General features: G+C 70.4%; 20 protein-coding genes and 1 riboswitch. Of the genes, 9 read left to right on the top strand and 11 right to left on the bottom strand.

What is annotated here, in order from left to right; translation table 11 throughout:
- Positions 1-17 precede the first annotated feature (17 nt).
- Positions 18-149: riboswitch (FMN riboswitch) on the bottom strand.
- Positions 150-654: 505 nt separating this feature from the next.
- Positions 655-1938 carry an IS256 family transposase gene (locus tag FB561_RS31960; protein WP_238335133.1) on the bottom strand — a complete coding sequence of 428 codons (1284 nt, stop codon included), beginning with the start codon at positions 1936-1938 and terminating at the stop codon, positions 655-657.
- A 264-nt stretch (positions 1939-2202) separates the two neighbouring features.
- Between FB561_RS31960 and abc-f the strand changes: the two genes are divergently transcribed.
- From abc-f to FB561_RS31945, 3 genes are read left to right on the top strand one after another with little or no spacing between them, the layout of a single operon-like run.
- On the top strand, positions 2203-3840 hold the full coding sequence (gene abc-f / locus FB561_RS31955; RefSeq protein WP_145813766.1) for a ribosomal protection-like ABC-F family protein: 1638 nt from the start codon (positions 2203-2205) through the stop codon (positions 3838-3840).
- A 14-nt stretch (positions 3841-3854) separates the two neighbouring features.
- Entirely contained in the window at positions 3855-5459 is a 1605-nt protein-coding gene (locus tag FB561_RS31950; RefSeq protein WP_145813765.1) for an ABC-F family ATP-binding cassette domain-containing protein, read from the top strand.
- 58 nt (positions 5460-5517) lie between these two features.
- Entirely contained in the window at positions 5518-6603 is a 1086-nt protein-coding gene (locus FB561_RS31945; protein ID WP_238335254.1) for a serine/threonine-protein kinase, read from the top strand.
- A 48-nt stretch (positions 6604-6651) separates the two neighbouring features.
- On the opposite strand, the gene FB561_RS31940 is transcribed toward FB561_RS31945, so the two are convergent.
- A complete protein-coding gene (locus tag FB561_RS31940) occupies positions 6652-8706 on the bottom strand; it encodes a vWA domain-containing protein (RefSeq protein ID WP_145813764.1) in 2055 nt (684 codons plus the stop codon).
- 133 nt (positions 8707-8839) lie between these two features.
- On the opposite strand from FB561_RS31940, the gene FB561_RS31935 reads away from it, so the two are divergent.
- From FB561_RS31935 to FB561_RS31915, 5 genes are all read left to right on the top strand, one after another.
- The gene (locus tag FB561_RS31935; protein ID WP_145813763.1) at positions 8840-9367 is read left to right on the top strand and encodes a helix-turn-helix domain-containing protein; all 528 of its coding nucleotides are present in this window, start codon (positions 8840-8842) and stop codon (positions 9365-9367) included.
- Between the two features lie 171 nt (positions 9368-9538).
- The gene (locus tag FB561_RS31930) at positions 9539-10408 is read left to right on the top strand and encodes a substrate-binding periplasmic protein (RefSeq protein ID WP_145813762.1); all 870 of its coding nucleotides are present in this window, start codon (positions 9539-9541) and stop codon (positions 10406-10408) included.
- A complete protein-coding gene (locus FB561_RS31925) occupies positions 10408-11166 on the top strand; it encodes an amino acid ABC transporter permease (protein ID WP_145813761.1) in 759 nt (252 codons plus the stop codon). Before FB561_RS31930 ends, FB561_RS31925 begins: the two co-directional genes overlap by 1 nt.
- On the top strand, positions 11150-11917 hold the full coding sequence (locus FB561_RS31920) for an amino acid ABC transporter ATP-binding protein (protein ID WP_145813760.1): 768 nt from the start codon (positions 11150-11152) through the stop codon (positions 11915-11917). Before FB561_RS31925 ends, FB561_RS31920 begins: the two co-directional genes overlap by 17 nt.
- Positions 11918-12017: 100 nt before the next feature.
- Positions 12018-12758 carry a polysaccharide deacetylase family protein gene (locus FB561_RS31915; protein WP_238335253.1) on the top strand — a complete coding sequence of 247 codons (741 nt, stop codon included), beginning with the start codon at positions 12018-12020 and terminating at the stop codon, positions 12756-12758.
- 3 nt (positions 12759-12761) lie between these two features.
- Here FB561_RS31915 and FB561_RS31910 read toward each other — a convergent pair whose 3' ends face one another.
- The 9 genes from FB561_RS31910 to FB561_RS31870 all read right to left on the bottom strand — a co-directional run bounded on the left by FB561_RS31910 (position 12762) and on the right by FB561_RS31870 (position 20388).
- Complete coding sequence (locus tag FB561_RS31910) at positions 12762-13514, bottom strand: HAD-IIA family hydrolase (RefSeq protein WP_145814169.1); 753 nt, start codon at positions 13512-13514, stop codon at positions 12762-12764.
- 104 nt (positions 13515-13618) lie between these two features.
- The gene (gene rpe / locus FB561_RS31905; protein ID WP_145813759.1) at positions 13619-14287 is read right to left on the bottom strand and encodes a ribulose-phosphate 3-epimerase; all 669 of its coding nucleotides are present in this window, start codon (positions 14285-14287) and stop codon (positions 13619-13621) included.
- Positions 14288-14299: 12 nt separating this feature from the next.
- A complete protein-coding gene (locus tag FB561_RS31900; protein WP_145813758.1) occupies positions 14300-15031 on the bottom strand; it encodes a cobalt-precorrin-6A reductase in 732 nt (243 codons plus the stop codon).
- Position 15032: 1 nt separating this feature from the next.
- Positions 15033-15776, bottom strand: a complete 744-nt coding sequence (cobM, locus tag FB561_RS31895) for a precorrin-4 C(11)-methyltransferase (RefSeq protein ID WP_145813757.1) — start codon at positions 15774-15776, stop codon at positions 15033-15035.
- A complete protein-coding gene (gene cbiE / locus FB561_RS31890; protein WP_145813756.1) occupies positions 15773-16969 on the bottom strand; it encodes a precorrin-6y C5,15-methyltransferase (decarboxylating) subunit CbiE in 1197 nt (398 codons plus the stop codon). The genes cobM and cbiE overlap by 4 nt, the downstream gene beginning before the upstream one ends.
- Positions 16962-17363, bottom strand: coding sequence for a pyridoxamine 5'-phosphate oxidase family protein (locus FB561_RS31885; RefSeq protein WP_145813755.1), 402 nt, complete (start codon positions 17361-17363; stop codon positions 16962-16964). The genes cbiE and FB561_RS31885 overlap by 8 nt, the downstream gene beginning before the upstream one ends.
- A 63-nt stretch (positions 17364-17426) precedes the next feature.
- Entirely contained in the window at positions 17427-17798 is a 372-nt protein-coding gene (locus FB561_RS31880) for a hypothetical protein (RefSeq protein WP_145813754.1), read from the bottom strand.
- Positions 17799-17875: 77 nt separating this feature from the next.
- Entirely contained in the window at positions 17876-19474 is a 1599-nt protein-coding gene (locus tag FB561_RS31875; RefSeq protein ID WP_145813753.1) for an ABC transporter permease, read from the bottom strand.
- Positions 19471-20388: an ABC transporter ATP-binding protein gene (locus FB561_RS31870; protein WP_145813752.1), complete on the bottom strand. Its 918-nt coding sequence runs from the start codon at positions 20386-20388 to the stop codon at positions 19471-19473. Before FB561_RS31870 ends, FB561_RS31875 begins: the two co-directional genes overlap by 4 nt.
- Positions 20389-20484: 96 nt before the next feature.
- Here FB561_RS31870 and FB561_RS31865 point away from each other — a divergent pair, with 96 nt between their 5' ends.
- Positions 20485-20988: a GbsR/MarR family transcriptional regulator gene (locus FB561_RS31865; RefSeq protein ID WP_238335252.1), complete on the top strand. Its 504-nt coding sequence runs from the start codon at positions 20485-20487 to the stop codon at positions 20986-20988.
- Positions 20989-21005: the final 17 nt, after the last annotated feature.

The raw sequence follows: 21005 nt of genomic DNA, 5'->3' as shown, positions 1-21005 counted from the left end.
GGAGCGCACCCGCCGATCGCGTGCGCCTCCCATCCGGACTTTCACCGTCGGTCCTGGAATTCCACCAGGTCAACCGGCCGACCAACCACATCGACCGGGTCGCGGACTATCACCGCCGGCTCGGAATTACACCGACCCCGGAGCACGCGAGTGGGTTCACTCGTAGTTGAAGTGTACGACGCCCAAGAACCCCACTCCGTGTTCCTTCCATCACTTGGTACACCCACCCGCCCCCGGACGTCTCTCCAAGCCGCACCACCTGACGCCTTCCTTCACCACCACCGCGTAGTTTCACCACCCGCCGTGCTGCAACCCGTCAGCGGTCACACAGGCGCCGTCCACAGCTGCGGCAGCCGACCGCTGCTCCTACGGGCGCCCCGCCCGAGCCCTCCACCACCACCCACCCGTGGACCCGCTGCGCCCGTACCTCCCGAGCCCGCGCCCGGGAGGTACGCAGGTTGCGGTCGCCGCGACGAACCGCGCCGCTGGCGGCTTGTTTCATGACTAACGCGTAGTTTCGCCACCCCGCCCCGCTACAACCCGTCAGCGGTGAAACAACCCGTCATTGGGCGGGCGTACGACGGGCGCGGGCCGGCTGGGGGTGCCTGCTACTGGGGTCTGTCAAAAGAACGGTGTAACTCGGGTTGAAGAAGGTTAGTTACGGCCAGTGGTGAGCCGGCCCTCGAAGGCGATATCGAAGGCGTTGAGTGCGGGTTTCCAGCGCATGGTCCAGCGTTTGCGGCCGTTGCCGGTCGGGTCCAGGCTCATGATCGCGAGGTAGACGCACTTGAGTGCGGCTTGCTCGTTGGGGAAGTGGCCGCGGGCCTTGACCGCGCGTCGGATCCGGGCGTTCACGGACTCGATCGCGTTGGTCGAGCAGATCACCCGGCGGATCTCGGGATCGAAGGCCAGGAATGGAACGAACTCGGCCCAGGCGTTGTCCCACAACCTGACGATCGCCGGGTAGCGCCCGCCCCAGGCCTCGGTGAACTCGGCGAACCGTTCCTTGGCGCCGGCCTCGGTCGGTGCTGTGTAGACCGGCTTGAGCGCCTTTGCGATCGCGGCCCAGTGCTGCCGGCCGGCGTAGCGGAAACTGTTGCGGAGCAGGTGCACGATGCAGGTCTGGGTGATCGCCCGCGGCCACACGGTGCCGATCGCGTCCGGCAACCCGGCCAGCCCGTCACACACCACCATCAAAACATCCGCGACGCCGCGGTTCTTGAGCTCGGTCAGCACATGCAGCCAGTACTTCGCGCCCTCGCCGCCGTCACCTGCCCACAACCCGAGAATGTCGCGGTGACCCTCACAAGTCACCGCCAACGCCACATAGATCGGCCGGTTCGACACCTGCCCATCGCGGACCTTGACGTGGATCGCGTCGATGAACACCACCGGATACACCGGGTCCAGGGGCCGGTTCTGCCACTCGACCATGCCCTCGACCACCTTGTCGGTGATCGTGGAGATCGTCTGCCGCGACACCCGCGCCCCATACACCTCGCCCAGATGCGCCGAGATCTCACCGGTAGTCAGACCTTTGGCCGACAACGAGATCACCATCTCGTCCACCCCCGACAACCGCTTCTGCCGCTTCGCCACGATCCTCGGCTCGAACGACGCCTCACGATCACGCGGCACATCGATCTCGACCTCGCCAACATCGGTCAGCACCGTCTTCGAACGCACACCATTGCGCGAATTGCCCGTCCCGCGGCCGGCCGGATCGTGCTTGTCATAGCCCAGGTGATCGGTGATCTCGCCCTCGAGCGCGGATTCCAGCACCCGCTTGGTCAGCTGCTGCAACAGCCCGCCCTCACCGGTCAACTGCAGCCCGCCGGCCCGGGCCTGTCCCACCAACTGCTCGACCAGTTGCTCATCCAGACCATCCAGCCCCGACCCAGGCCCCGGCTCCTCAGCATGCTCCACGTCAGCCATCATCTCGGTCATCAGATCTACTCCCACGATTGGGAGTTACACCGAACTTTTTACAGTCCCTGCTACTGTGGGTGGTGACTTGTTGTCGAGGCAGGGTGTGGATTGTGGCTGGAGTTGACGACGACATCTCCGGGTGAGTCCCGGGGTGACAGGCCATTGGCCGGCGTGTGACGCGCCAGGGCCGTGGCCTTTTCGACGTCCTCTCACATCCTTGGCCGGTGCGCCTTTCCTGGTGCCCGGCTGCTCAGCTCATTCGAGGTCTCCAGCATGTCCGATGCCTTCATCGTCTGTACCCAGCTCTCCTTCTCCTGGCCCGACGACACCCCCGTCTTCCAGGACCTCTCCTTCACCGTCGGGACCGGGCGTACCGGCCTGGTCGCGCCCAACGGAGCCGGCAAGAGCACGCTGCTCAAACTGATCGCCGGTGAGCTCAAGCCAACGGCCGGGACCGTCTCGGTCGACGGGGTGCTCGGGTATCTCCCGCAGTCGCTCCCGCTCGTCGGAGACCTGACGGTGGCCGAGGTGCTCGGGGTGCGGCCGATCATCGAAGCGATCGACGCCATCGAGGCCGGCGACGTCGACGAGCGGCATTTCGCTGCCGTGGGCAACGACTGGGACATCGAGGAACGCACCCGCGCCCAGCTCGACCGGCTCGGGCTGGACGTGGAGCTCGATCGGCGGTTGCACACCCTCAGCGGTGGCCAGGTCATCTCGCTGGGACTCGTCGCGCAACTCCTCAAGCAACCGGACGTCCTGCTCCTCGACGAGCCGACCAACAACCTCGACCTGGACGCGCGCCACAAGCTGTACGACGTGCTCGCGAACTGGAACGGCGCCCTCCTGCTCGTCAGTCACGATCGCGAGTTGCTCGACCGGATGGACCGGATCGCCGAGCTGGACCAGGGCGAGCTCCGGTCGTACGGCGGCACCTTCACCGAGTACGAGGCCGCGGTCGAGGCGGAGCGCGAGGTGGTCGAGCGGAACATCCGCAGCGCCGAGCAGGACCTGAAGCGGGAGAAGCGGGAGCTGCAGCAGGCGCGGGAGCGGGCGCAACGCCGGGCCAGCAACGCGCAGCGCAATCTCAAGGACGCCGGGCTCGCGCGGATCGTCGCCGGCAACCTCAAACGCAGCGCGGAGAACTCGGCCGCCAAGTCGAACCAGACCCACGCCAACCGGGTCAGCGACGCGAAGGCGAAGCTGGACGAGGCCGGCCGGAATCGCCGCGACGACACCAGGATCGCGCTCGAACTCCCCGGGACCAACGTGCCGGCCGGGCGGACCGTGTTCCTCGGCGAGCACCTCCGGGCCGGGTACGGCGAGCAGCAGATCTTCGCGGGCGACGGGGTCGACCTGACGATCCGTGGTCCCGAGCGGATCGCGTTGACCGGGCCGAACGGCGTCGGCAAGTCCACGTTGCTCCGGTTGATCCACGGCGACCTCACCCCGGACAACGGCGAGATCAAGCGGGCGGACGGGCGGGTCGCGTACCTGTCGCAGCGCCTGGACCTGCTCGACCTGGACCGCACGGTCGCGGAGAACTTCGCCGCCTTCGCCCCGAGCCTGCCGGAAGCGCAACGGATGAACCTGCTCGCCCGGTTCCTGTTCCGCGGCCAGCGCATCCACCTTCCGGCCGGCGTGCTCTCCGGCGGCGAGCGGCTCCGCGCGACCCTCGCCTGCGTGCTGTACTCCGAGCCCGCGCCGCAGCTCCTCCTCCTCGACGAGCCGACGAACAACCTCGACCTGGTCAGCGTCGGTCAGCTGGAGAGCGCGCTGACCGCGTACGAGGGCGCCTTCGTGGTGGTCAGCCACGACGAACGGTTCCTCGCCGAGATCGGGGTGAACCGGTGGCTGCGGCTCGCCGACGGACAACTCGTGGAGACCGGGGCCCCCGAGGCCGCGCACTGAGTGGGGCCGGTCCGATGCCTGCCGCTCCCCTCGTCGCCAACGACCTCGTCCGCACCCTCGGTACTCGCCGGGTGCTGGACGGGGTCTGTCTCGTCGCCGCGCCCGGTCAACGGATCGGGCTGATCGGCGAGAACGGCGCCGGCAAGTCCACCCTGCTCCGGTTACTCGCCGGAGTGGACCAGCCCGACGCCGGTACCGTCGTCCGCCCGCCCGACCTCGGGTACCTGCCGCAGGAGTTGCCGTTCGACCCGGATGCCACGCTCGCAGACGTCATCGCCAACGCCCTGCGCGACGATCGCGAGCTGCTCGCCATGCTCGACCAGGTCAGCGCCGAGCTCGCCGTCGAGGAGACACCCGCCCGGCTCACCCAGTACGCCGAACTGCTCGCGCGGGCCGAGGACCGGGCGGCGTGGGACGCGGATCGGCGGGCCGAGCTGGTTCTCGCCGGTCTCGGGCTCGGCGAGATCCCGCCCGATCGTCGGCTCGGTGGGATGTCCGGTGGTCAGCGGGCCCGGCTCCTGCTGGGTGCGCTGCTGGTCCGCCGGCCGACCGCGTTGCTCCTGGACGAGCCGACCAACCACCTCGACGACGCCGCGGCCGAGTTCCTGGAGGAGCAGCTCCGCGGGACCCGGGGCGTGGTGGTTGCCGCGAGCCACGATCGCGCGTTCCTCGACGCCGTCTGTACCGACGTGGTCGACCTGGATCCGGCGATCGACGGCCCGACCCGGTACGGCGGCAACTACACGGCGTACCACGGCGAGAAGCTGGCCGAACGGGACCGCTGGCGCCGCCGGTACGCCGAGGAGCAGGCCGAGCTGACCGAGCTCCGCGAGGCGGCCGAGACCAAGGCGCACCACGTCGCACTCGGCCGCGAGCCCAGGGACAACGAGAAGATGGGCTACGGCCATCGCAAGGGCCGGGTCCAGAGCCAGGAGTCCCGGCGGACCCGCAACGCCGCTCGCCGGGTCGCCGACCTCGAACGCACCCAGGTCCCGCGCCCGCCCGAGCCGCTGCGTTTCCACCCGAAGTCCCTGGCCACCCTGGAATCGATCGACGGCGGCCCGTTGGTGGCGGTGCGCGGGATCGAGGTACCGGGCCGGCTGGTCCTGGATCGCCTCGACGTCAGCCCCACCGACCGGCTGCTCGTCACCGGCCCGAACGGTGCCGGCAAGTCCACCTTGCTGGCCGTCCTCGCGGGCCGCCTCCAACCCCGTGGCGAGGTCCGTCGCGAGCCCGGCGTCACCGTGCGCCGGCTGGCCCAGGAGACCAGGTTCGGCCGGCCAGAACGGACCGCCGTCCGCACCTACGAGCTTGCCGTCGGCATCGAACAGGCCGCGGCGGTCCCGCTCAGGTCACTCGGTCTGCTGGCGCCGGAGGATCTCCGCAAGCGCGTCGGCGAACTTTCCATCGGCCAACGCCGCCGGCTCGCGCTCGCGCTGTTGCTCGCCGATCCGCCACACCTGCTCGTCCTCGACGAACCGACCAACCACCTCTCCCCCGCCCTTGCCGACGACCTCGAAGCCGCCTTCGGTACCACCCCGGGCGCCCTGGTCCTCGCCAGCCACGACCGCCGCCTCCGATCAACCTGGACCGGCCGCGAACTCCACCTCGAACCGTGAACACGGCGGAGCTCGGGTTGTTGTTCACGGCGGAGCTCGAACCGGTAGTTTCTGGGCGGTGGAGGCGTTTGCTGGGCGGTATCGGCTGATCGACCTGATCGGGACCGGCGGGATGGGGTCGGTCTGGCGGGCCTGGGACCTGCGCCGGGAGGGGTACGTCGCGGCGAAGGTGCTCGGCCAGCACGACGCGGCCACGTTGCTGCGGTTCGTCCGCGAGCAGTCGGTCCGGATCCAGCATCCGCACGTGGTCGCGCCGCACGGCTGGGCCGCGGACGACGACAAGGTCGTGTTCGCGATGGACCTGGTCGCCGGTGGTTCGGTGGACACGCTGCTCGGCGACCACGGCCCGCTGCCCCCGGCGTACGTGGCGGTGCTGCTCGACCAACTGCTGCACGGGTTGTCCGCGATCCACGCGGCCGGGATCGTGCATCGCGACCTGAAGCCGGCCAACCTCCTGCTCGAGGTCACGGGAACCGGACGACCGCACCTCAGAGTGTCCGACTTCGGCATCGCCGGCCTGGTCGACGAACCACGGATGACCCGGCACAGCACGATCCTCGGCACCCCCGGCTACCTCGCCCCGGAGCAACTGGCCGGCGCCGATCCGCACCCCGGCCAGGACCTGTACACCGCGGGCGCCGTCGCCGCCGAGCTCCTGACCGGCGATCGCCCGTCCCCGGCCGGCGGCATCCCCATCGTCGACGGCCCGCTCGGCGACCTGATCCGCCGGCTCACTGCCGAGGACCCGGTCGACCGGCCCACCTCGGCCGCACAAGCCGGCCGCCTGCTCGCCGAGTCCGGCGCGCTCGCCGCCCCTGGTACGACCCCGTGGGCCAACCAGCCCGACCCACCCGAGGTCTTCGACCAACTCCCGCCCTTCCCCAGTCCCTGGACACCAACTGGCCCGGCGACCGCGCCGCCAACAGGCCCGCCGGCCGCGCCCGTGATCGAGGAATCCGAGCCCGGCACCGACGGCTTCGGACGAATGACGCCCTCGAACTCCACGGGTCAGGTACTGCGGATCGACACCGAAGCACCCACGCGGCAGCCCAAGAACCGCAAGCTCCTGATCACCTTCGCCGCCGGCTGTTTCACCCTCGCGGCCGGCCTGCTCGCGACCACGACCTGGCTGCTCCTGCGCTGACACCCGTGAGCCCCGGACGGCAACCGTCCGGGGCTCACGGGTCTCAACTCACCGCTGCGGCGGCCTCTGATCCGGGGACCGCGGCCCTGGGTGCTGCTGCCCCGGGTTCGGCTGACCTTGGTACTGCTGGCCCGGGTACTGCTGCCCCGGGTACTGCGGTCCCGCGGCGATCGGCTTCTTCCGCAGCCGGAACACCGCCCAGCCGCCGAGCAGCATCAGGACCACCGCGGCTCCACCCAGTCCGCCGATCAACCCGTACGGCGTCCCGCTGTCGTCGGTCGACCCGTTGTCCTTCACCGGTCCACCCGCCTCGGTCTTGTCCCCCGACGGCTCCTCCGAAGACTGCTCGGTCGGCTGCTCCTCGGACGGCGTCGCCGACGGAGTGACCGAGTCGCCCGCCACCGGGGTCGCGCCGTCGACGTACTCCGGCTTGCCCGTGCCCGCCGTCCCGACGGTGCCGACCGTGAGCGTCATCGGGACCGTGAACGCCTTGTCGTTGGGCTTGCGGGTCAGCGAGACGGCGACGTAGTAGTCCCCCGGGGTGGACGTGCCGGTGTCCTGGTTGTTCGCGCCGTCCCGGTTCTGGTACCGGATCTCCTTGGTCGTGATCGCCTGGATCACGCCCTCCTTCGTCAGCACGCCGCGCTTGCCGGAACCACCCGGCATCTCCTTCGCGAACACCGCGTACACGTCCTCGCCGATCGGCGAGATCACCGCTGTGTCGAGGTACCGGATGCCGTCCACCGCCTTGCCGGTCGCGGCGCCGAGCTTCGGGACCGTGACCTGCGCCTGGATCCGCTGGCCCCAGTCCAGCCTGACCTTGTACAGCTGCAGCTCACCCGGCATCAGCGTGGTCTTGTAGCTCCCGGGCGCCAGCAGCGGCGCGTCCGGGAAGCTCGACCCGGGCACGATGTCCGTCGGCGTGGCGCCCGGCATCGAGGTCCAGGTCGGGTCGTCGGCCGCTTCCGGCAGGGTGGTGGTGTCGGCGACCGGCGGCTCCTCGTTGATCCGCAGCTCGAACGGGACGCCGCGAATCTCCTTGTAGTCCTTGCCCGGCGAGATCGTCAGCACCATCTGCTCCGACTCCGAGCAGGACTCCTGCCAGTCCGACCAGCTCGACGCCGTCCCGGTCGCCAGGCCCTGGTCACCTTCGAACGCCCGCGGGTAGCTCCAGCCGCACTGGTCGCCCCCGAGCGTCTTCAGCTTCACCTCGGCCTGGACGACGAAGCTGCCGCCGGACGGCCGCCGGAAGCTCACCCCGGCGCGCAGCGTCGACTTCGGGATCGTCCGCTTGATCGTGTAGTACTTCGCGGTCTGGTCGTCACCGAACGTGTCCGAGTAGTGGCCGGGGGCAAGCACCGGCGATCCCTCCTGCTGCGGCCCGCCCTCGACCGGCTTCCCGGACAGCCGGAACGGCCGGAACGCCCGCGTGGACAGCCGATCCAGCCCGGCCTCCAGATCCTCGGTGGAGTCGGCGTCGTAGTAGTCGCCGCGGCCCTCCCGAGCGACGCACTGCAACTGGCTGCGCGCCTTCGCGCCGACCCGGAAGCCGACCACGTCGATCTTCAGGTCGATGCCCTGCTTGGCGATCGAGCGCGCCACCTCGCACGGCTCCGGCGCGCAGGTCGCCTCGCCGTCCGAGACGAGCACGATGGTTCGCTTGCCGTCCGGGCCGAGGTCCTTCGCGGCCTGCTGCAGCGAGTAGCCGATCGGCGTCTCACCGTACGGCTTGTACTGCGCGATCGCGGTCCGCAACTGCGGGCGGTTCCCGGTACCGATCGGCACGGTCAGCTGGGTGTCGGTGCACGCGCCGGGCTGGCTCCGCTTGAACACGGTGGCGCCGTACACCCGGAGGCCGACCTCGGCCTTCTCCGGCAGCTTGCCGACCACCCGGGTGAGGGCGGTCCGGGCGGCCACGATCTTGGTCTGCCCGTCGCCGGCCGGCTCCTTCATCGAGCCGGACGAGTCGAGCACCAGGACCAGCTTGCCGCTGTCCGGCTCCGGGTCCGCGAAGGCCGGCGGGGCCGACAGCGCGGCCGGGAGCACGGCGGACAGCACGGCCGTGAGGACCGCGGCGGCCGGCCACAGGGCCCATCGGTTCATGGTGGTTCCTCCTGAGGTGAATTCGCTATCGCAACCTTTGCAGTTTGCAATAGCGAATGTCAACTGGCTTCCGCGCTTGGCTTTGCGATTCGCAGCTGCGAAGATGAGGCCAGCTTCGAGGCAAGGGGACCTGATGGACCAGACCGCGCAGAACCGGCAGCAACAGACCGAGCTGTACGGCGAACCACTGGGCGACCTGATCCGCCGGGTCGGGTACACGCTAGGCCTCACCCAGGCCAAACTCGCCGAGGTCGTCGGGCTGTCCGCGCCGATGCTGTCCCAGCTGATCAGCGCCCAGCGGGTGAAGATCGGCAACCCCGCCGTGGTGACCCGGCTGCACGCGCTGGACGAGTTCGCCCAGCGCGCCGCCGCCGAGAGTCTCGACCCGGCCGAGATCGCCGCCGGGCTGACCGAGATCCGGGCCACCACCGGCGCGTTCACCCGGGCCGCTCCGGCGACGACCAGCGGCCCGCGCCCCGGTGGCCGGGTCGTCGTCCGCGAGATCCAGGACCTGCTCCGCTCGGTCGCGTCCGCCACCGAGATCCAGCAGGTGGCCGAGAAGATCGTTGCCGACTACCCCGATCTCGCCGAGTTCCTGACCACCTACGGCGCCGGCCGCACCGACGACGCGCTCGCGCACTACGAACGCCATCACGGCTGAGCCCGGCCGAGGCCGCCCGGCCACGGGCCGAAATACCACACGCGGACTGGACATTGAGCCACGTCTCAGTCAGTGGCATCCGGGAATTTCACTCCTGATCAGGCGGTTACGGTCTGGCGGGCGGGTCACCCCTGCCCAGGACACTTTTCCCTTGTGACGAAGGAGACACTCGTGCGCGCCATCAGCGCCTTCCGCCGGCTCGCGGCCCTCGGTACGGCCATCACCCTGGCCGTCGCGCTCGCGGCGTGCGGGAGCAACGACAGCCCGGACAGCGCCGGCCCCGACCTCGGGCTGCTGCAGCCGGGCACGCTGCGCATCGGCACCCTCACCGACGCGCCGCCGAACGTGTACGTCAAGGACGGCAAGTTCACCGGCTTCGACAACGACCTGATCACCGCGGTCGCGGCCAAGCTCAACCTCAAGCCGGAGTTCGTCGGCACCGACTTCTCCGCGCTGCTGGCGCAGGTGAACGGCGGTCAGTACGACCTCGGCAGCTCGTCCATCACGATCACCGAGGCGCGCAAGAAGACCGTTGCCTTCAGCAATGGGTACGACTTCGGCTACCTCGGCCTGAACACCACCAAGGACTCCGGCATCACCGCGTTCGACCAGCTGGCCGGCAAGCGCGTCGTCGTGGTCCAGGGCACCGTCCAGGACGACTACGCCACCCAGAAGGAGCTCGACCCGGTCCGGGTCCCGAACTACAACGCCGCGCTCGGCCAGCTCAAGGCCGGTACCGCGGACGCGTGGGTGTCGCCCGCCGAGATCGGCGAGAAGATGGCCAAGGAGCAGGGCGGCGGCACCGTGATCCTGGCCGCCAAGGAGCTGAGCGACGCGCCGATGGCGTACGCGGTGGCGAAGAGCAACGACAAGCTGCGCGAGGCGGTCGACAAGGCCCTCGACGAGGTGATCGCCGACGGCACCTGGACCAAGCTGGTCGAGCAGTACTACCCGGGCCGCGCGGTCCCGGCGAACTTCAAGCCCGGGAGCGGTGAGGCGAAGTTCACCGCCCCGAAGGCGAGCGGTACCCCGGCCGGCTGATGGACATCTGGACCACCCTGAAGGACACCTTCCTCGACGGGGAGTCGATGCGGGCCGTCCTGCCCGAGATGCTGCGCGTCGGCCTCGTCAACACCCTGGTGCTGGCGGCCGCCTCGGTCGTGCTGGGCACCGTGCTCGGCATGATCGTGGCGGTGATGGGGCTGTCCCGGCGGCGCTGGCTGCGCTGGCCGGCGAAGATCTACACCGACATCTTCCGCGGCCTGCCGGCCATCCTGACGATCCTGCTGATCGGCCAGGGGCTGTCCCCGATCACCCGGCACTGGTGGGGCCCGAACCCGTACCCGCTGGGCATCCTCGCGCTGTCGCTGATCGCGGCCGCGTACATCGGCGAGATCTTCCGGTCCGGCATCCAGAGCGTGGAGAAGGGCCAGCTCGAGGCAGCCCGGGCGCTCGGCTTCGGCTACTCGTCCGGGATGTGGCTGGTGGTGATCCCGCAGGGCGTCCGGCGGGTACTGCCGGCGTTGGTCAACCAGTTCATCGCGCTGGTGAAGGAGTCCAGCCTGGTGTACTTCCTCGGCCTGCTGGCCAGTCAGCGGGAGCTGTTCCGGATCGGCCAGGACGCGGCGGCGACCAACGGCAACCTGTCGCCGCTGCTGCTCGCCGGGATCTTCTACCTGCTGATCACGGTGCCGCTGACCCACCTGGTCAACTGGTTCGACAAGCGGCTGCGCGAGGGCCGGCCCGAGGACCAGACCCCTGCCGACGTGGAGGAGCTCGTTCATGCCGACCACCGTTGAGACCCGCCCGGCGGGCACGGAGTACAAGGCCGCGAGCCTGGAGGTGTCCGGGATCGAGCTCGCCTTCGGGACGAACAAGGTCCTGCGCGGCGTCGACCTGACCGTCCCGGCCGGCCGGACCGCCTGCGTGATCGGGCCGTCCGGATCCGGCAAGTCGACCCTGTTGCGTGCGGTGAACCGGCTGCTGGAGCCGGACGCCGGAGACATCCGGCTCGGCGGCGACTCGGTGCTGCGGACGAATCCGGACGAGCTGCGCCGGCGGATCGGGATGGTCTTCCAGCACTTCAACCTGTTCCCGCACAAGTCGGTGCTCGACAACATCACCCTGCCGTTGCGCAAGATCAGCAAGCTCGGCAAGGACGAGGCGGCCGAAGCGGCGCTCGCCCAGCTGGACCTGGTCGGGCTGCGGGAGAAGGCGTCGGCCCGGCCCGGCAACCTGTCCGGCGGCCAGCAGCAGCGAGTCGCGATCGCCCGGGCGCTGGCGATGAAGCCCGAGGTGATGCTGTTCGACGAGGCCACCTCGGCGCTCGACCCGGAGCTGGTCAAGGGCGTGCTTTCGCTGATGGCCGACCTCGCCGCGGCCGGGATGACGATGGTCGTGGTCACCCACGAGATGGGCTTCGCCCGGCAGGTCGCGGACCAGGTCGCGTTCATGGACCAGGGCGTCGTGGTCGAGCAGGGCGCCCCGGAGCAGGTCTTCACGGCGGCCGAGTCACCGCGGCTGCGGCAGTTCCTCTCCCAGGTGCTCTGAGCTCCGCTCCGCCCCGACCGGCGTGTCTGCCTGACTTCTCAGGCATTCCATCCGAGGGTGGGGAGGAGCACAGTGAGGTCACCGACGTCTGGGGGGACGTGTGATTGCTCGAGTACGGACCGAACACCTGCGCAGCTTGGCGGCCCCGGCCGCCCTGCTGCTCTCGGTGCTGATCATCGTGCTCATTTCTTTCGCCAATTCCCCCGGGCGGCACAACAAGGCAGGCGGTTCACCGGCCGCGGCCGCTCCCCCCGCGAAGGCCGGCACCACCCCGGCGCCGCCGGCGAAACCGGTCTATCTCACCTTCGACGACGGCCCGGAGCCGAAGTACACGCCGCAGATCCTGGCGATCCTGCGGACCTTCGAGGCGAAGGCGACGTTCTTCGAGGTCGGCCGGAACGTGGAGAAGCACCCGGACCTGACCAAGCGGATCCACGCCGACGGGCACAGCGTGCAGAACCACACCTGGACGCACGCGGATCTGCGGCTGCTGTCGTGGCCGAAGTTCGAGGAGCAGGTCAGTGACACGGACCGCGCGATCCAGGCCCAGACCGCCGTCACCCCGCGCTGCGTCCGGCCGCCGTACGGGGCGGTGAACAAGCTGGTCCAGACCAGGGCGACCGGCCTCGGCAAGAAGCTCACCCTCTGGGACGTCGACTCCCGCGACTGGACCCGGCCCGGCGCGGCCGCGATCACGAAGCGGGTCCTCGCCGGGGTGAAGCCGGGCACCGTGATCCTGTTCCACGACGGCGGCGGTGACCGGACTCAGACCATCGCGGCGCTGCCCACGATCCTCAAGACATTGCGGGCCCGCGGGTACTCCTTCGTCGCGGTCTGCTGACCGTCAAGCCAGTGCGGTGACCAGCGGGACCACGTCGGCGATCGACTCCACGATGCGCGTCGGCCGGTACGGGAACCGGTCCACCTCGTGTTCGCCGGTGGACCCGGACAGGACGAGGACGCTGCGTAGCCCGGCTTCGAGGCCGCTGATGATGTCGGTGTCCATCCGGTCACCGATCATCACCGTGGTCTCCGAGTGCGCCTCGATCCGGTTCAGCGCGCTGCGCATCATCAACGGGTTCGGCTTGCCCACGAAGTACGGCGCGACGCCGGTGGCGCGGGTGATCAGTGCGGCCACGGAGCCGGTGGCGGGCAGCGGGCCCTCGGTCGACGGGCCGGTGGGATCCGGGTTCGTGGCCAGGAACCGGGCGCCGTCCCGGATCAGCCGGATCGCCTTGGTGATCGCCTCGAACGAGTACGTCCGGGTCTCCCCCAGTACGACGTAGTCGGGGTCCCGCTCGGTCAGGACGTAGCCGATCTCGTGCAGCGCCGTCGTCAGCCCGGCCTCGCCGATCACGTACGCCGTGCCGCCGGGCCGCTGGTCGTCCAGGAACTGCGCGGTCGCCAGCGCACTCGTCCAGATCGACCACTCCGGCACATCGATGCCCCCGGCAAGCAACCGGGCGCGCAGGTCCCGCGGGGTGAAGATCGAGTTGTTCGTCAGGACCAGGAACTTCCGCCCCGACTCCTGCAGGGCCTGGATGAACTCGGCCGCCCCGGGAATCGCGCGCTCCTCATGAACCAGCACCCCGTCCATGTCGGTCAACCAGCTCTCGACCGGCTTGTGCTCAGTCACGGCACACTCCAACCTCCCGGAAACCTTCTCCCCATCCTCGCAGACGGAGTTTCCGGTCACCGGGCTCAGTGGGACGGAGTGGCTTTCTGGGCGAGGGTGCGGAGGTTCTCGACCATGGCGTTGGGGTCGTCGGCGGCGTAGACCGCGGAGCCGGCCACGAAGACGTCGGCACCGGCCTCGGCGCAGCGTTCGATGGTCTCCGCCGAGACGCCGCCGTCGATCTGGATCCAGAGGTCGAGGCCGTGGCGGTCCAGCAACTGCCGGGTACGGCGGATCTTCGGCAGGCAGACGTCGAGGAACTTCTGGCCGCCGAAGCCGGGCTCGACGGTCATGATCAGGATCATGTCCAGCTCGGGCAGCAGGTCCTCGTACGGCTCGATCGGGGTGGCCGGGCGGAGCGCCATCGAGGCCCGGGCGCCCTTGGCCCGGATCTCCCGCGCGGTCCGGATCGGCGCGCGGCACGCCTCGACGTGGAAGGTCACGCTGGACGCGCCCGCCTCGACGTACCCGGGCGCCCAGCGGTCCGGGTCCTCGATCATCAGGTGGCAGTCCAGCGGTTGCGCGGCGGCCTTGGCCAGCGACTCGACCACCGGCATCCCGAGGGTGAGGTTCGGGACGAAGTGGTTGTCCATCACGTCGACGTGCAGCCAGTCGGCGTTCGACACGGCGGCGGCCTCGTCGGCGAGCCGGGCGAAGTCGGCGGACAGGATGCTAGGCGCGATCTGAATTCCCATGGGATCGCGAGTCTACCGACGCCCCCGGACCCACTCGACGGCCTGGTCCACCGTCGGCACCGCGACCACCCCGGCGGGCAACGGCGGCCGCCGGATCACCACCACCGGTACGCCGAGCTGCCGCGCCGCCACCAGCTTCGCGACCGTCTGCGGTCCCCCGCTGTCCTTCGTCACCAGCACGTCGAACCGGTGCTCGCGGAACAACGCCAGCTCACCGTCCAGGTCGTACGGCCCGCGGTCGAGGATCAGCGTGCACCAGTCCGGCCGTGGTTCCGGCGGATCGACGCACCGCGCGACCATCCACAGCCCGGTCCCCGCGAACGCCGACAACCCCTGCTGCCCGATCGTCAGGAACGCACGGGACCCGACCGCCGGAAGCACCTTCGCGGCCGCCTCCGCGGACGACACCCAGTGCCACTCGTCTCCGCGCGACTCGGTCCACCCGGGGCGCCGCAGTACGAGTAACGGCACCCCGGACGTACGGGCAGCCTCCGCGGCGTGATCCGTCATCACCGCGGCGAACGGATGCGTCGCGTCGACCACGGCATCGACCGCGTGCTCCTGGATCCACCGGACCAGGCCGTCGACCCCACCGAAGCCGCCCTGCCGTACTGCGCCCGGGGGCAACCGTGCGTCCGACGTACGGCCGGCCAGCGACGACACGACCTCAACGCCCGGCTCGTCGGTCAGCGCCTGGGCGAGCTCGCGGGCTTCGCCGGTTCCGCCCAGGAGCAGGACCCTCATGTCAGTGCCGGTCGCGGGTGGTGGAGTACAGGTGGCTGTCCGGGAAGTTGGCGGCCGCCAGGGTGCGGCCGACGATGACGACCGCGGTGCGCAGTACTCCGGCTCCGCGGACCTGCTTGGCGATGTCGGCCAGCGTTCCGCGCAGGACCAGCTCGTCCGGCCGGCTGGCGCGGGCCACGACGGCGACCGGGCAGTCCTCGCCGTAGTTCGGGACCAGCTCGTCGACCAGGCGCTCGATGTGCTGGACGGCGAGGTGCAGGACGATCGTGCCGCGGCTGGCCCCGAGCGTCGCCAGGTCCTCCCGCGGCGGCATCGCGGTCGCGCGGGCGGCGATCCGGGTCAGGATGACCGTCTGGCCGACCTCGGGCACGGTCAGTTCACGACCGAGCGACGCCGCGGCCGCCGCGAACGCGGGCACGCCGGGCGTCACGTCGTACGGGATGCCGAGCGCGTCCAGGCGGCGCATCTGCTCGGCCATCGCGCTGAACACCGCGGGATCGCCGGAGTGCAACCGGGCCACGTCGTCACCGCGTTCGTGCGCGGCCGCGAGCTCGGCGAGGATCTGGTCGAGGTCCAGGTTCGCGGTGTCGACCTTGCGGGCTCCCGGCGGACAGTGGCCGAGGAGCTCGACCGGGACCAGGGCACCCGCGTACAGACAGACGGGCGAGGCGGCGATCAGGTCCCGGCCGCGAACGGTGATCAGGTCCGCGGCCCCCGGTCCGGCCCCGATGAAGTGCACGGTCATTTGGTCACGCTCCAGATCGTCACCGGCATCGCGGGCCGCCAGCCGGTCATCCCGCCGACCGGGGCCGCGCGTTCCACCGACAACCGGACCAGGTCGCCGCCCAGTTCGGCGTACCAGCGGGCGATCAGGACCTCGGTCTCCAGCGTGACCCCGTTGACCACGAGCCGGCCACCCGGAGCCAGGGCCGCCCAGCACGCCTCGATCATGCCGCCGGCCGTGGCGCCACCGCCGACGAACACCGCGTCAGGCGCCTCCAACCCGGCCAGCGCTTCGGGGGCCGCGCCGACCACGGTCCGTACCGCGACGCCGAGGGTGGCCGCGTTCCGTTCGAGCCGCTTCGCCCGGTCCGGGTCCTTCTCGATCGCGACCGCCTTGCAGGTCGGGTGGTGCCGCGACCACTCGATCGCGATACTCCCCGCGCCACCCCCGACGTCCCACAGCAGCTGCCCTGGTATCGGGGCCAGCCGCGACAACGTCACCGCCCGGACCTCGCGCTTCGTCAGTTGCCCGTCACTCTCGTACGCCGAGTCGGGCAGCCCTGGTGTCGTCGGCAACAACGGCGCGTCCTGGTCGGCCCGGCAGAGCACGCCGATCACGTTGAGCGCGTCGACCTCGTGGTCCCAGGTCGCGGCCGTCGTCGTCCGGACCAGCTCGCCGGGCGCCGCCAGTTGTTCGAGCACGGTGAACTCGCTGGCCCCGAAACCCCTTGCCGTCAGCAACTGAGCCACCTCGGCCGGGGTCTGCGCGCCCCAGCTCAGGACGACCAGCCGGCGCCCGGGTTGAACGTGCGGCTGGACCAGGTCGGTGGGCCGGCCGACCAGGCTGACCACCTGCACCTGGTCCTGCGGCCAGCCGAGCCGGGCACAGGCCAGCGAGACGCTCGACGGATGCGGGATCACCCGGACCGCACCGGCCCCGAGCAACCGCGTCAACGTCGTCCCGATCCCGTGGAAGGTCGGATCCCCGCTGGCCAGGACGCAGATCCGGCGCTCGCCGTACTCCGCGAGCAAGCCGGGCAGCGCTTCGGACAACGGCGACGGCCACGCCACCTTCGCGGCGGACCCGTCCGGTACCAGGCCGAGCTGCCGCCCGCTGCCCATCACCACCTCGGCCGCCTCGACCGCGTGCCGCCCGGACGGCGCGAGCCCGTCCCAGCCGTCGGCCCCGATCCCGACCACGGTCAGCTCAGGCATTGCCGAACACCTTCGTCACGGTGATCTCGAGGACGACCCGCTCGGGATTCACCCGCGGCGCCCGGTACCGCTCGGTGTACCGCCGAACGCCCTCCGCGACGCGCTCCGGATCCGCGCTCACCACGGCCCGCCCTTCGAGCGTGGACCACTTCCCCGCCTCGGTCTGGCTCACCGCGACCGCGGCACCGGCCGCCCCGGCGTCCCGGATCTGCCGAGCCTTGTGCGAACCTCCCGAACAGATCACCCGCACGATCCCGGCATCCCAGTCCACGGTCGCCCCGACCATCACCACGTGCACGGTCCCGTTCTTGCGCACGGTACTGAGCATGCACAACCGCCGCGCCGTCCAGAACTCGACGAACTCCCCCGACCGCCCACTCAACACCGATTCCACCCGCCGATCGTAGATGCCCGACCCGAGCCGGTCCGTGGCAACGCCCACACTGTGACGCGTGGCTCAGGCACCCCAGTCGAGCTGGTGTTCCGGCGTCCCCGCGGCCCGCCCATACGCAACCGCCTCAGCCCGGCCCGCCTCGTCACCCCGGCGATACCGGAACACCTTGCCGGTGAAGACGACGACATGGTCCTCGCCGACGGTGAAATCGGCGTACCACCCGTCCTCGGGCCGCAGGCTCCCGGCGAGGGCCTGCGCCAGCTCGTCGGCGAGCTCGTCCGCTGCCTCGAAGTGGAGCAGGGTCCACAGCGTCGGCTGAGTGGCGACCACCGAGCCGCTGACGTCGGTACGCGTGAGCCGGGCGAGACGGAGCCCCGGGACGGCGAGGTCGGTTCCGGGGCGGAGGCTTTCGGCGATCAGGATCCCTTTGATCATGCGGCGATGCTCGCAGCAGCCGCCGACAGAGCCCGGTCCGCCCGCGGGCGTTGGGCGGGCGGACCGGTGGCCTGGGGTCAGCCGATGTCGCGGCGGCGGAAGGTGGTGAAGCCGGTGGCCAGGAGGAGGGCTGCCAGCGCGGTCAGCCAGATCACCGGGGACGCGGTGAAGTCGCTGCCGGGGAGGCGGGGCGTGTGGGCGTACGGGCTGATGTCCATCACCGCTTGCGGCAGGTCGAAGATCGCGCCGAACTGGCCGACCAGCAGGAAGAAGCCGTAGAGGAGCCAGCCGGCCGTGACCAGCTTCGGCGCCAGCCCGAACAGCAGGACGACGAGCGCCGTGACGACCCAGATCGCGGGCAACTGGACCGCGGCGGCCGCGATCATCCGTGGGACCTGGCGGCCCATGTTCCCGAGGGCCGCGCCGGAAGAGATCCCCGAACCGAGGCCGCCGACCAGGACCAGGACCGCGGTACCGAACAACGCCATCACCACGTGGCTCGCCAGCCAACGCGCCCGGGTGACTCCGGTCGCGAGCAGCGGTTCGGCGCGGAGCGCGGTCTCCTCGGACCGCAGCCGGAGCGCGGCCTGGATCCCGAACGCGGACGCGAGCAGGCCGAGCATGCCCATCTCGGTGGACAGGAACGCGTCCGTGATCCCCTCGACGCCGCCGAGCTTCTGCACCAGCTCCTTCGCGCTCGCCGAACTGACGAACCCGTCCACGTTGCTGGCGATGTTCCCGACGATGAACCCGAGCAGCAGGAACGCGAAACCCCAGCCATACAAGGCGCCTCGGTGCAACCGCCAGGCCAGCGCGAGCGGCGACCGCAACGAAGGCGCCGCCGTCGCCGGGCCCGGCCGCGGACGGACCAGACCGGCCCCGATGTCGCGTCGCCGGATCAGCGCGAACGCCGCGGCGACCAGCAGAACCAGGAACGCCAACGGCGCCAGCGCCACCACGAACCGGTCTCCGGCGAACGGCCGGATCTGCTGGGCCCACCCGATCGGCGACAACCACGACACCCACCGGCTCCCGCCGTCGGCCGACGAGTCACCGATCGCGCGCAGCACGTACGAGACGCCGAGCACGATCGCGGTCAGCCCGTTCGCGGCCCGGGCGCCTTCGGTGAGCTGCGCGGTCAACGCGCCCACCCCGGCGAAGGCGAGACCGGCCGACGCCCAGGTGAGCCCGAACCCGAACGACCCGGCCGCGGGCAGTCCGATGCCGATCAGGCTCACCGCGGTCACCAGGCCGAGCAGGATCGCGGTGAGAGCCGCCACGATCAACCCCGCCGTGACCGCGGCGTACCGGCCGAGAACGCCGGCGCTGAGCAGTTCGAGCCGGCCGCTCTCCTCCTCGCTCCGGGTGTGCCGGACGACGAGGATCGCGCAGAGCAACGCGACCAGCAGCGCGCCGAACGAGGTCAGCTTGAACAGTGACAGCTCACCCAGCGAGGTGGTGTCGTAGATCCGCCCGTACAACGAGACCAACGCGGGCGACGAGTTCGTCGTCATGGCCGCCTCGACGCGGGACTTCACGTCCGGGTACAGCTCGATCGACGCCTGCGCCGATCCGGCCGCGGTCCCCGCGAAGACGACGATCCACAACGGGATCTGGATCCGGTCCCGGCGCAGCGCCAGCCGGACCAGGGTTCCGGTGCCGACGAAGTCCTTCATCGCAGTGCCGCCTCCGGTTCCGCCGCGACGGTGTCGTCCTCGTAGTGCCGCAGGAACAACTCCTCCAGCGTCGGCGGCTGCGCGACCAGGCTCTTGATCCCGGCCGCCGACAACTGCCGCATGATCGCGTCCAGCTGGGCGGTGTCGACCTCACAACGCACCCGGTGGCCGTCGACCTCGAGGCTGTGCACACCGGGCAGGTTCGCCAGCCCGTTCGGCGCGGTCGCCAGCTCGGCCTGGACCGAGGTCCGGGTCAGGTGCCGCAGGTCGGACAGCGTGCCGGTCTCGACCACCTTGCCCTTGCGGATGATGCTGACCCGGTCGCAGAGCGCCTCGACCTCGGAGAGGATGTGGCTCGACAGCAGCACGGTGCGATCGCGGTGCCGCTCCTCCTCGATGCACTGCCGGAACACCTCCTCCATCAGCGGGTCCAGGCCGGAGGTGGGTTCGTCCAGGATCAGCAGCTCGACGTCCGAGGCCAGCGCAGCGACCAGGGCCACCTTCTGCCGGTTGCCCTTCGAGTACGTCCGGCCCTTCTTGGTCGGGTCCAGGTCGAACCGGCGGAGCAGGCCGGCGCGCTTCTTCGGGTCCAGCCCGCCGCGCAACCGGCCGAGCAGGTCGATCACCTCGCCACCGGTCAGGTTCGGCCAGAGGTTGACGTCACCCGGGACGTAGGCCAGCCGGCGGTGCAGCTCGGCCGCGTCCCGCCACGGGTCGCCGCCGAGCAGAGACACGTCGCCCTGGTCGCCCTTCAGCAGGCCGAGCAGGACCCGGATGGTGGTGGACTTCCCGGCACCGTTCGGGCCGAGGAAGCCGTGCACCTCACCGGTCGCGACCTCCAGGTCGAGACCGTCGAGGGCGTGCGTACTGCCGTACGACTTGTGCAGTCCGGAGACCACGATGGCTGATGTCATGCTTCACAACGTACGCTTTGTTCAGAAGATTGTGAATATTACTAACGTGTCTCTCACACGTCAGGTTTTTCGATCCCGGAAGGAGATGATGGACCGGTGAGCGCACAACGAGACGACGAGGCGGTCCAGCAGCAGGCCGAGCAGTTCGGCAACCTGCTGGCCGACACCGGGTGGCCGCGGATGTCGGCCCGGGTCTTCGCCGCCATCCTGGCCAGCGAGAAGGGCCGGCTGACCGCGGCCGAGCTGTCCGAGCAGTTGCAGGCCAGTCCCGCGGCGGTGTCCGGCGCGGTCCGGTACCTGCTGCAGATGCGGCTGGCCAGCCGGGAGCGGGAGCCCGGCAGCCGCCGCGACGTCTATGTCGTCCAGGACGACTTCTGGTACGAGAGCATGATGCGCCAGGACCGCTACCTGATCCGCTGGGAGGAGATTCTCGGCCGGCTCGCGGAGTCCACCGGCACCGGCACCGAGGCGAACCGCCGGGTGCTGGGCACGCTGGGCTTCCTCGAGTTCATCCAGGAGGAGGTCGAGGGCCTGAGCGAGCGCTGGATCAAGCGTAAGGCCGAGATCGACGCCAAGCTGGACGCCGATTTCGGCCGCTGACAGCAGCGGACCTCCAC

Origin of the sequence: Kribbella amoyensis (genome assembly GCF_007828865.1) — a bacterium.
GTDB classification, from domain to species: Bacteria; Actinomycetota; Actinomycetes; order Propionibacteriales; family Kribbellaceae; genus Kribbella; species Kribbella amoyensis.
Note: the sequence above shows the minus strand (reverse complement) of the source record. Positions and strands in the feature narration are given on the sequence as shown.

What these genes read in the sequence shown, in the direction of transcription:
- FB561_RS31960 (WP_238335133.1), bottom strand. Translation starts at nt 1,938, where the DNA reads ATGATGGCTGACGTGGAGCATGCTGAGGAGCCGGGGCCTGGGTCGGGG.
- abc-f (WP_145813766.1), top strand. Translation starts at nt 2,203, where the DNA reads ATGTCCGATGCCTTCATCGTCTGTACCCAGCTCTCCTTCTCCTGGCCC.
- FB561_RS31950 (WP_145813765.1), top strand. Translation starts at nt 3,855, where the DNA reads ATGCCTGCCGCTCCCCTCGTCGCCAACGACCTCGTCCGCACCCTCGGT.
- FB561_RS31940 (WP_145813764.1), bottom strand. Translation starts at nt 8,706, where the DNA reads ATGAACCGATGGGCCCTGTGGCCGGCCGCCGCGGTCCTCACGGCCGTG.
- FB561_RS31935 (WP_145813763.1), top strand. Translation starts at nt 8,840, where the DNA reads ATGGACCAGACCGCGCAGAACCGGCAGCAACAGACCGAGCTGTACGGC.
- FB561_RS31925 (WP_145813761.1), top strand. Translation starts at nt 10,408, where the DNA reads ATGGACATCTGGACCACCCTGAAGGACACCTTCCTCGACGGGGAGTCG.
- FB561_RS31920 (WP_145813760.1), top strand. Translation starts at nt 11,150, where the DNA reads ATGCCGACCACCGTTGAGACCCGCCCGGCGGGCACGGAGTACAAGGCC.
- FB561_RS31910 (WP_145814169.1), bottom strand. Translation starts at nt 13,514, where the DNA reads ATGGACGGGGTGCTGGTTCATGAGGAGCGCGCGATTCCCGGGGCGGCC.
- rpe (WP_145813759.1), bottom strand. Translation starts at nt 14,287, where the DNA reads ATGGGAATTCAGATCGCGCCTAGCATCCTGTCCGCCGACTTCGCCCGG.
- FB561_RS31900 (WP_145813758.1), bottom strand. Translation starts at nt 15,031, where the DNA reads ATGAGGGTCCTGCTCCTGGGCGGAACCGGCGAAGCCCGCGAGCTCGCC.
- cobM (WP_145813757.1), bottom strand. Translation starts at nt 15,776, where the DNA reads ATGACCGTGCACTTCATCGGGGCCGGACCGGGGGCCGCGGACCTGATC.
- cbiE (WP_145813756.1), bottom strand. Translation starts at nt 16,969, where the DNA reads ATGCCTGAGCTGACCGTGGTCGGGATCGGGGCCGACGGCTGGGACGGG.
- FB561_RS31880 (WP_145813754.1), bottom strand. Translation starts at nt 17,798, where the DNA reads ATGATCAAAGGGATCCTGATCGCCGAAAGCCTCCGCCCCGGAACCGAC.
- FB561_RS31875 (WP_145813753.1), bottom strand. Translation starts at nt 19,474, where the DNA reads ATGAAGGACTTCGTCGGCACCGGAACCCTGGTCCGGCTGGCGCTGCGC.
- FB561_RS31870 (WP_145813752.1), bottom strand. Translation starts at nt 20,388, where the DNA reads ATGACATCAGCCATCGTGGTCTCCGGACTGCACAAGTCGTACGGCAGT.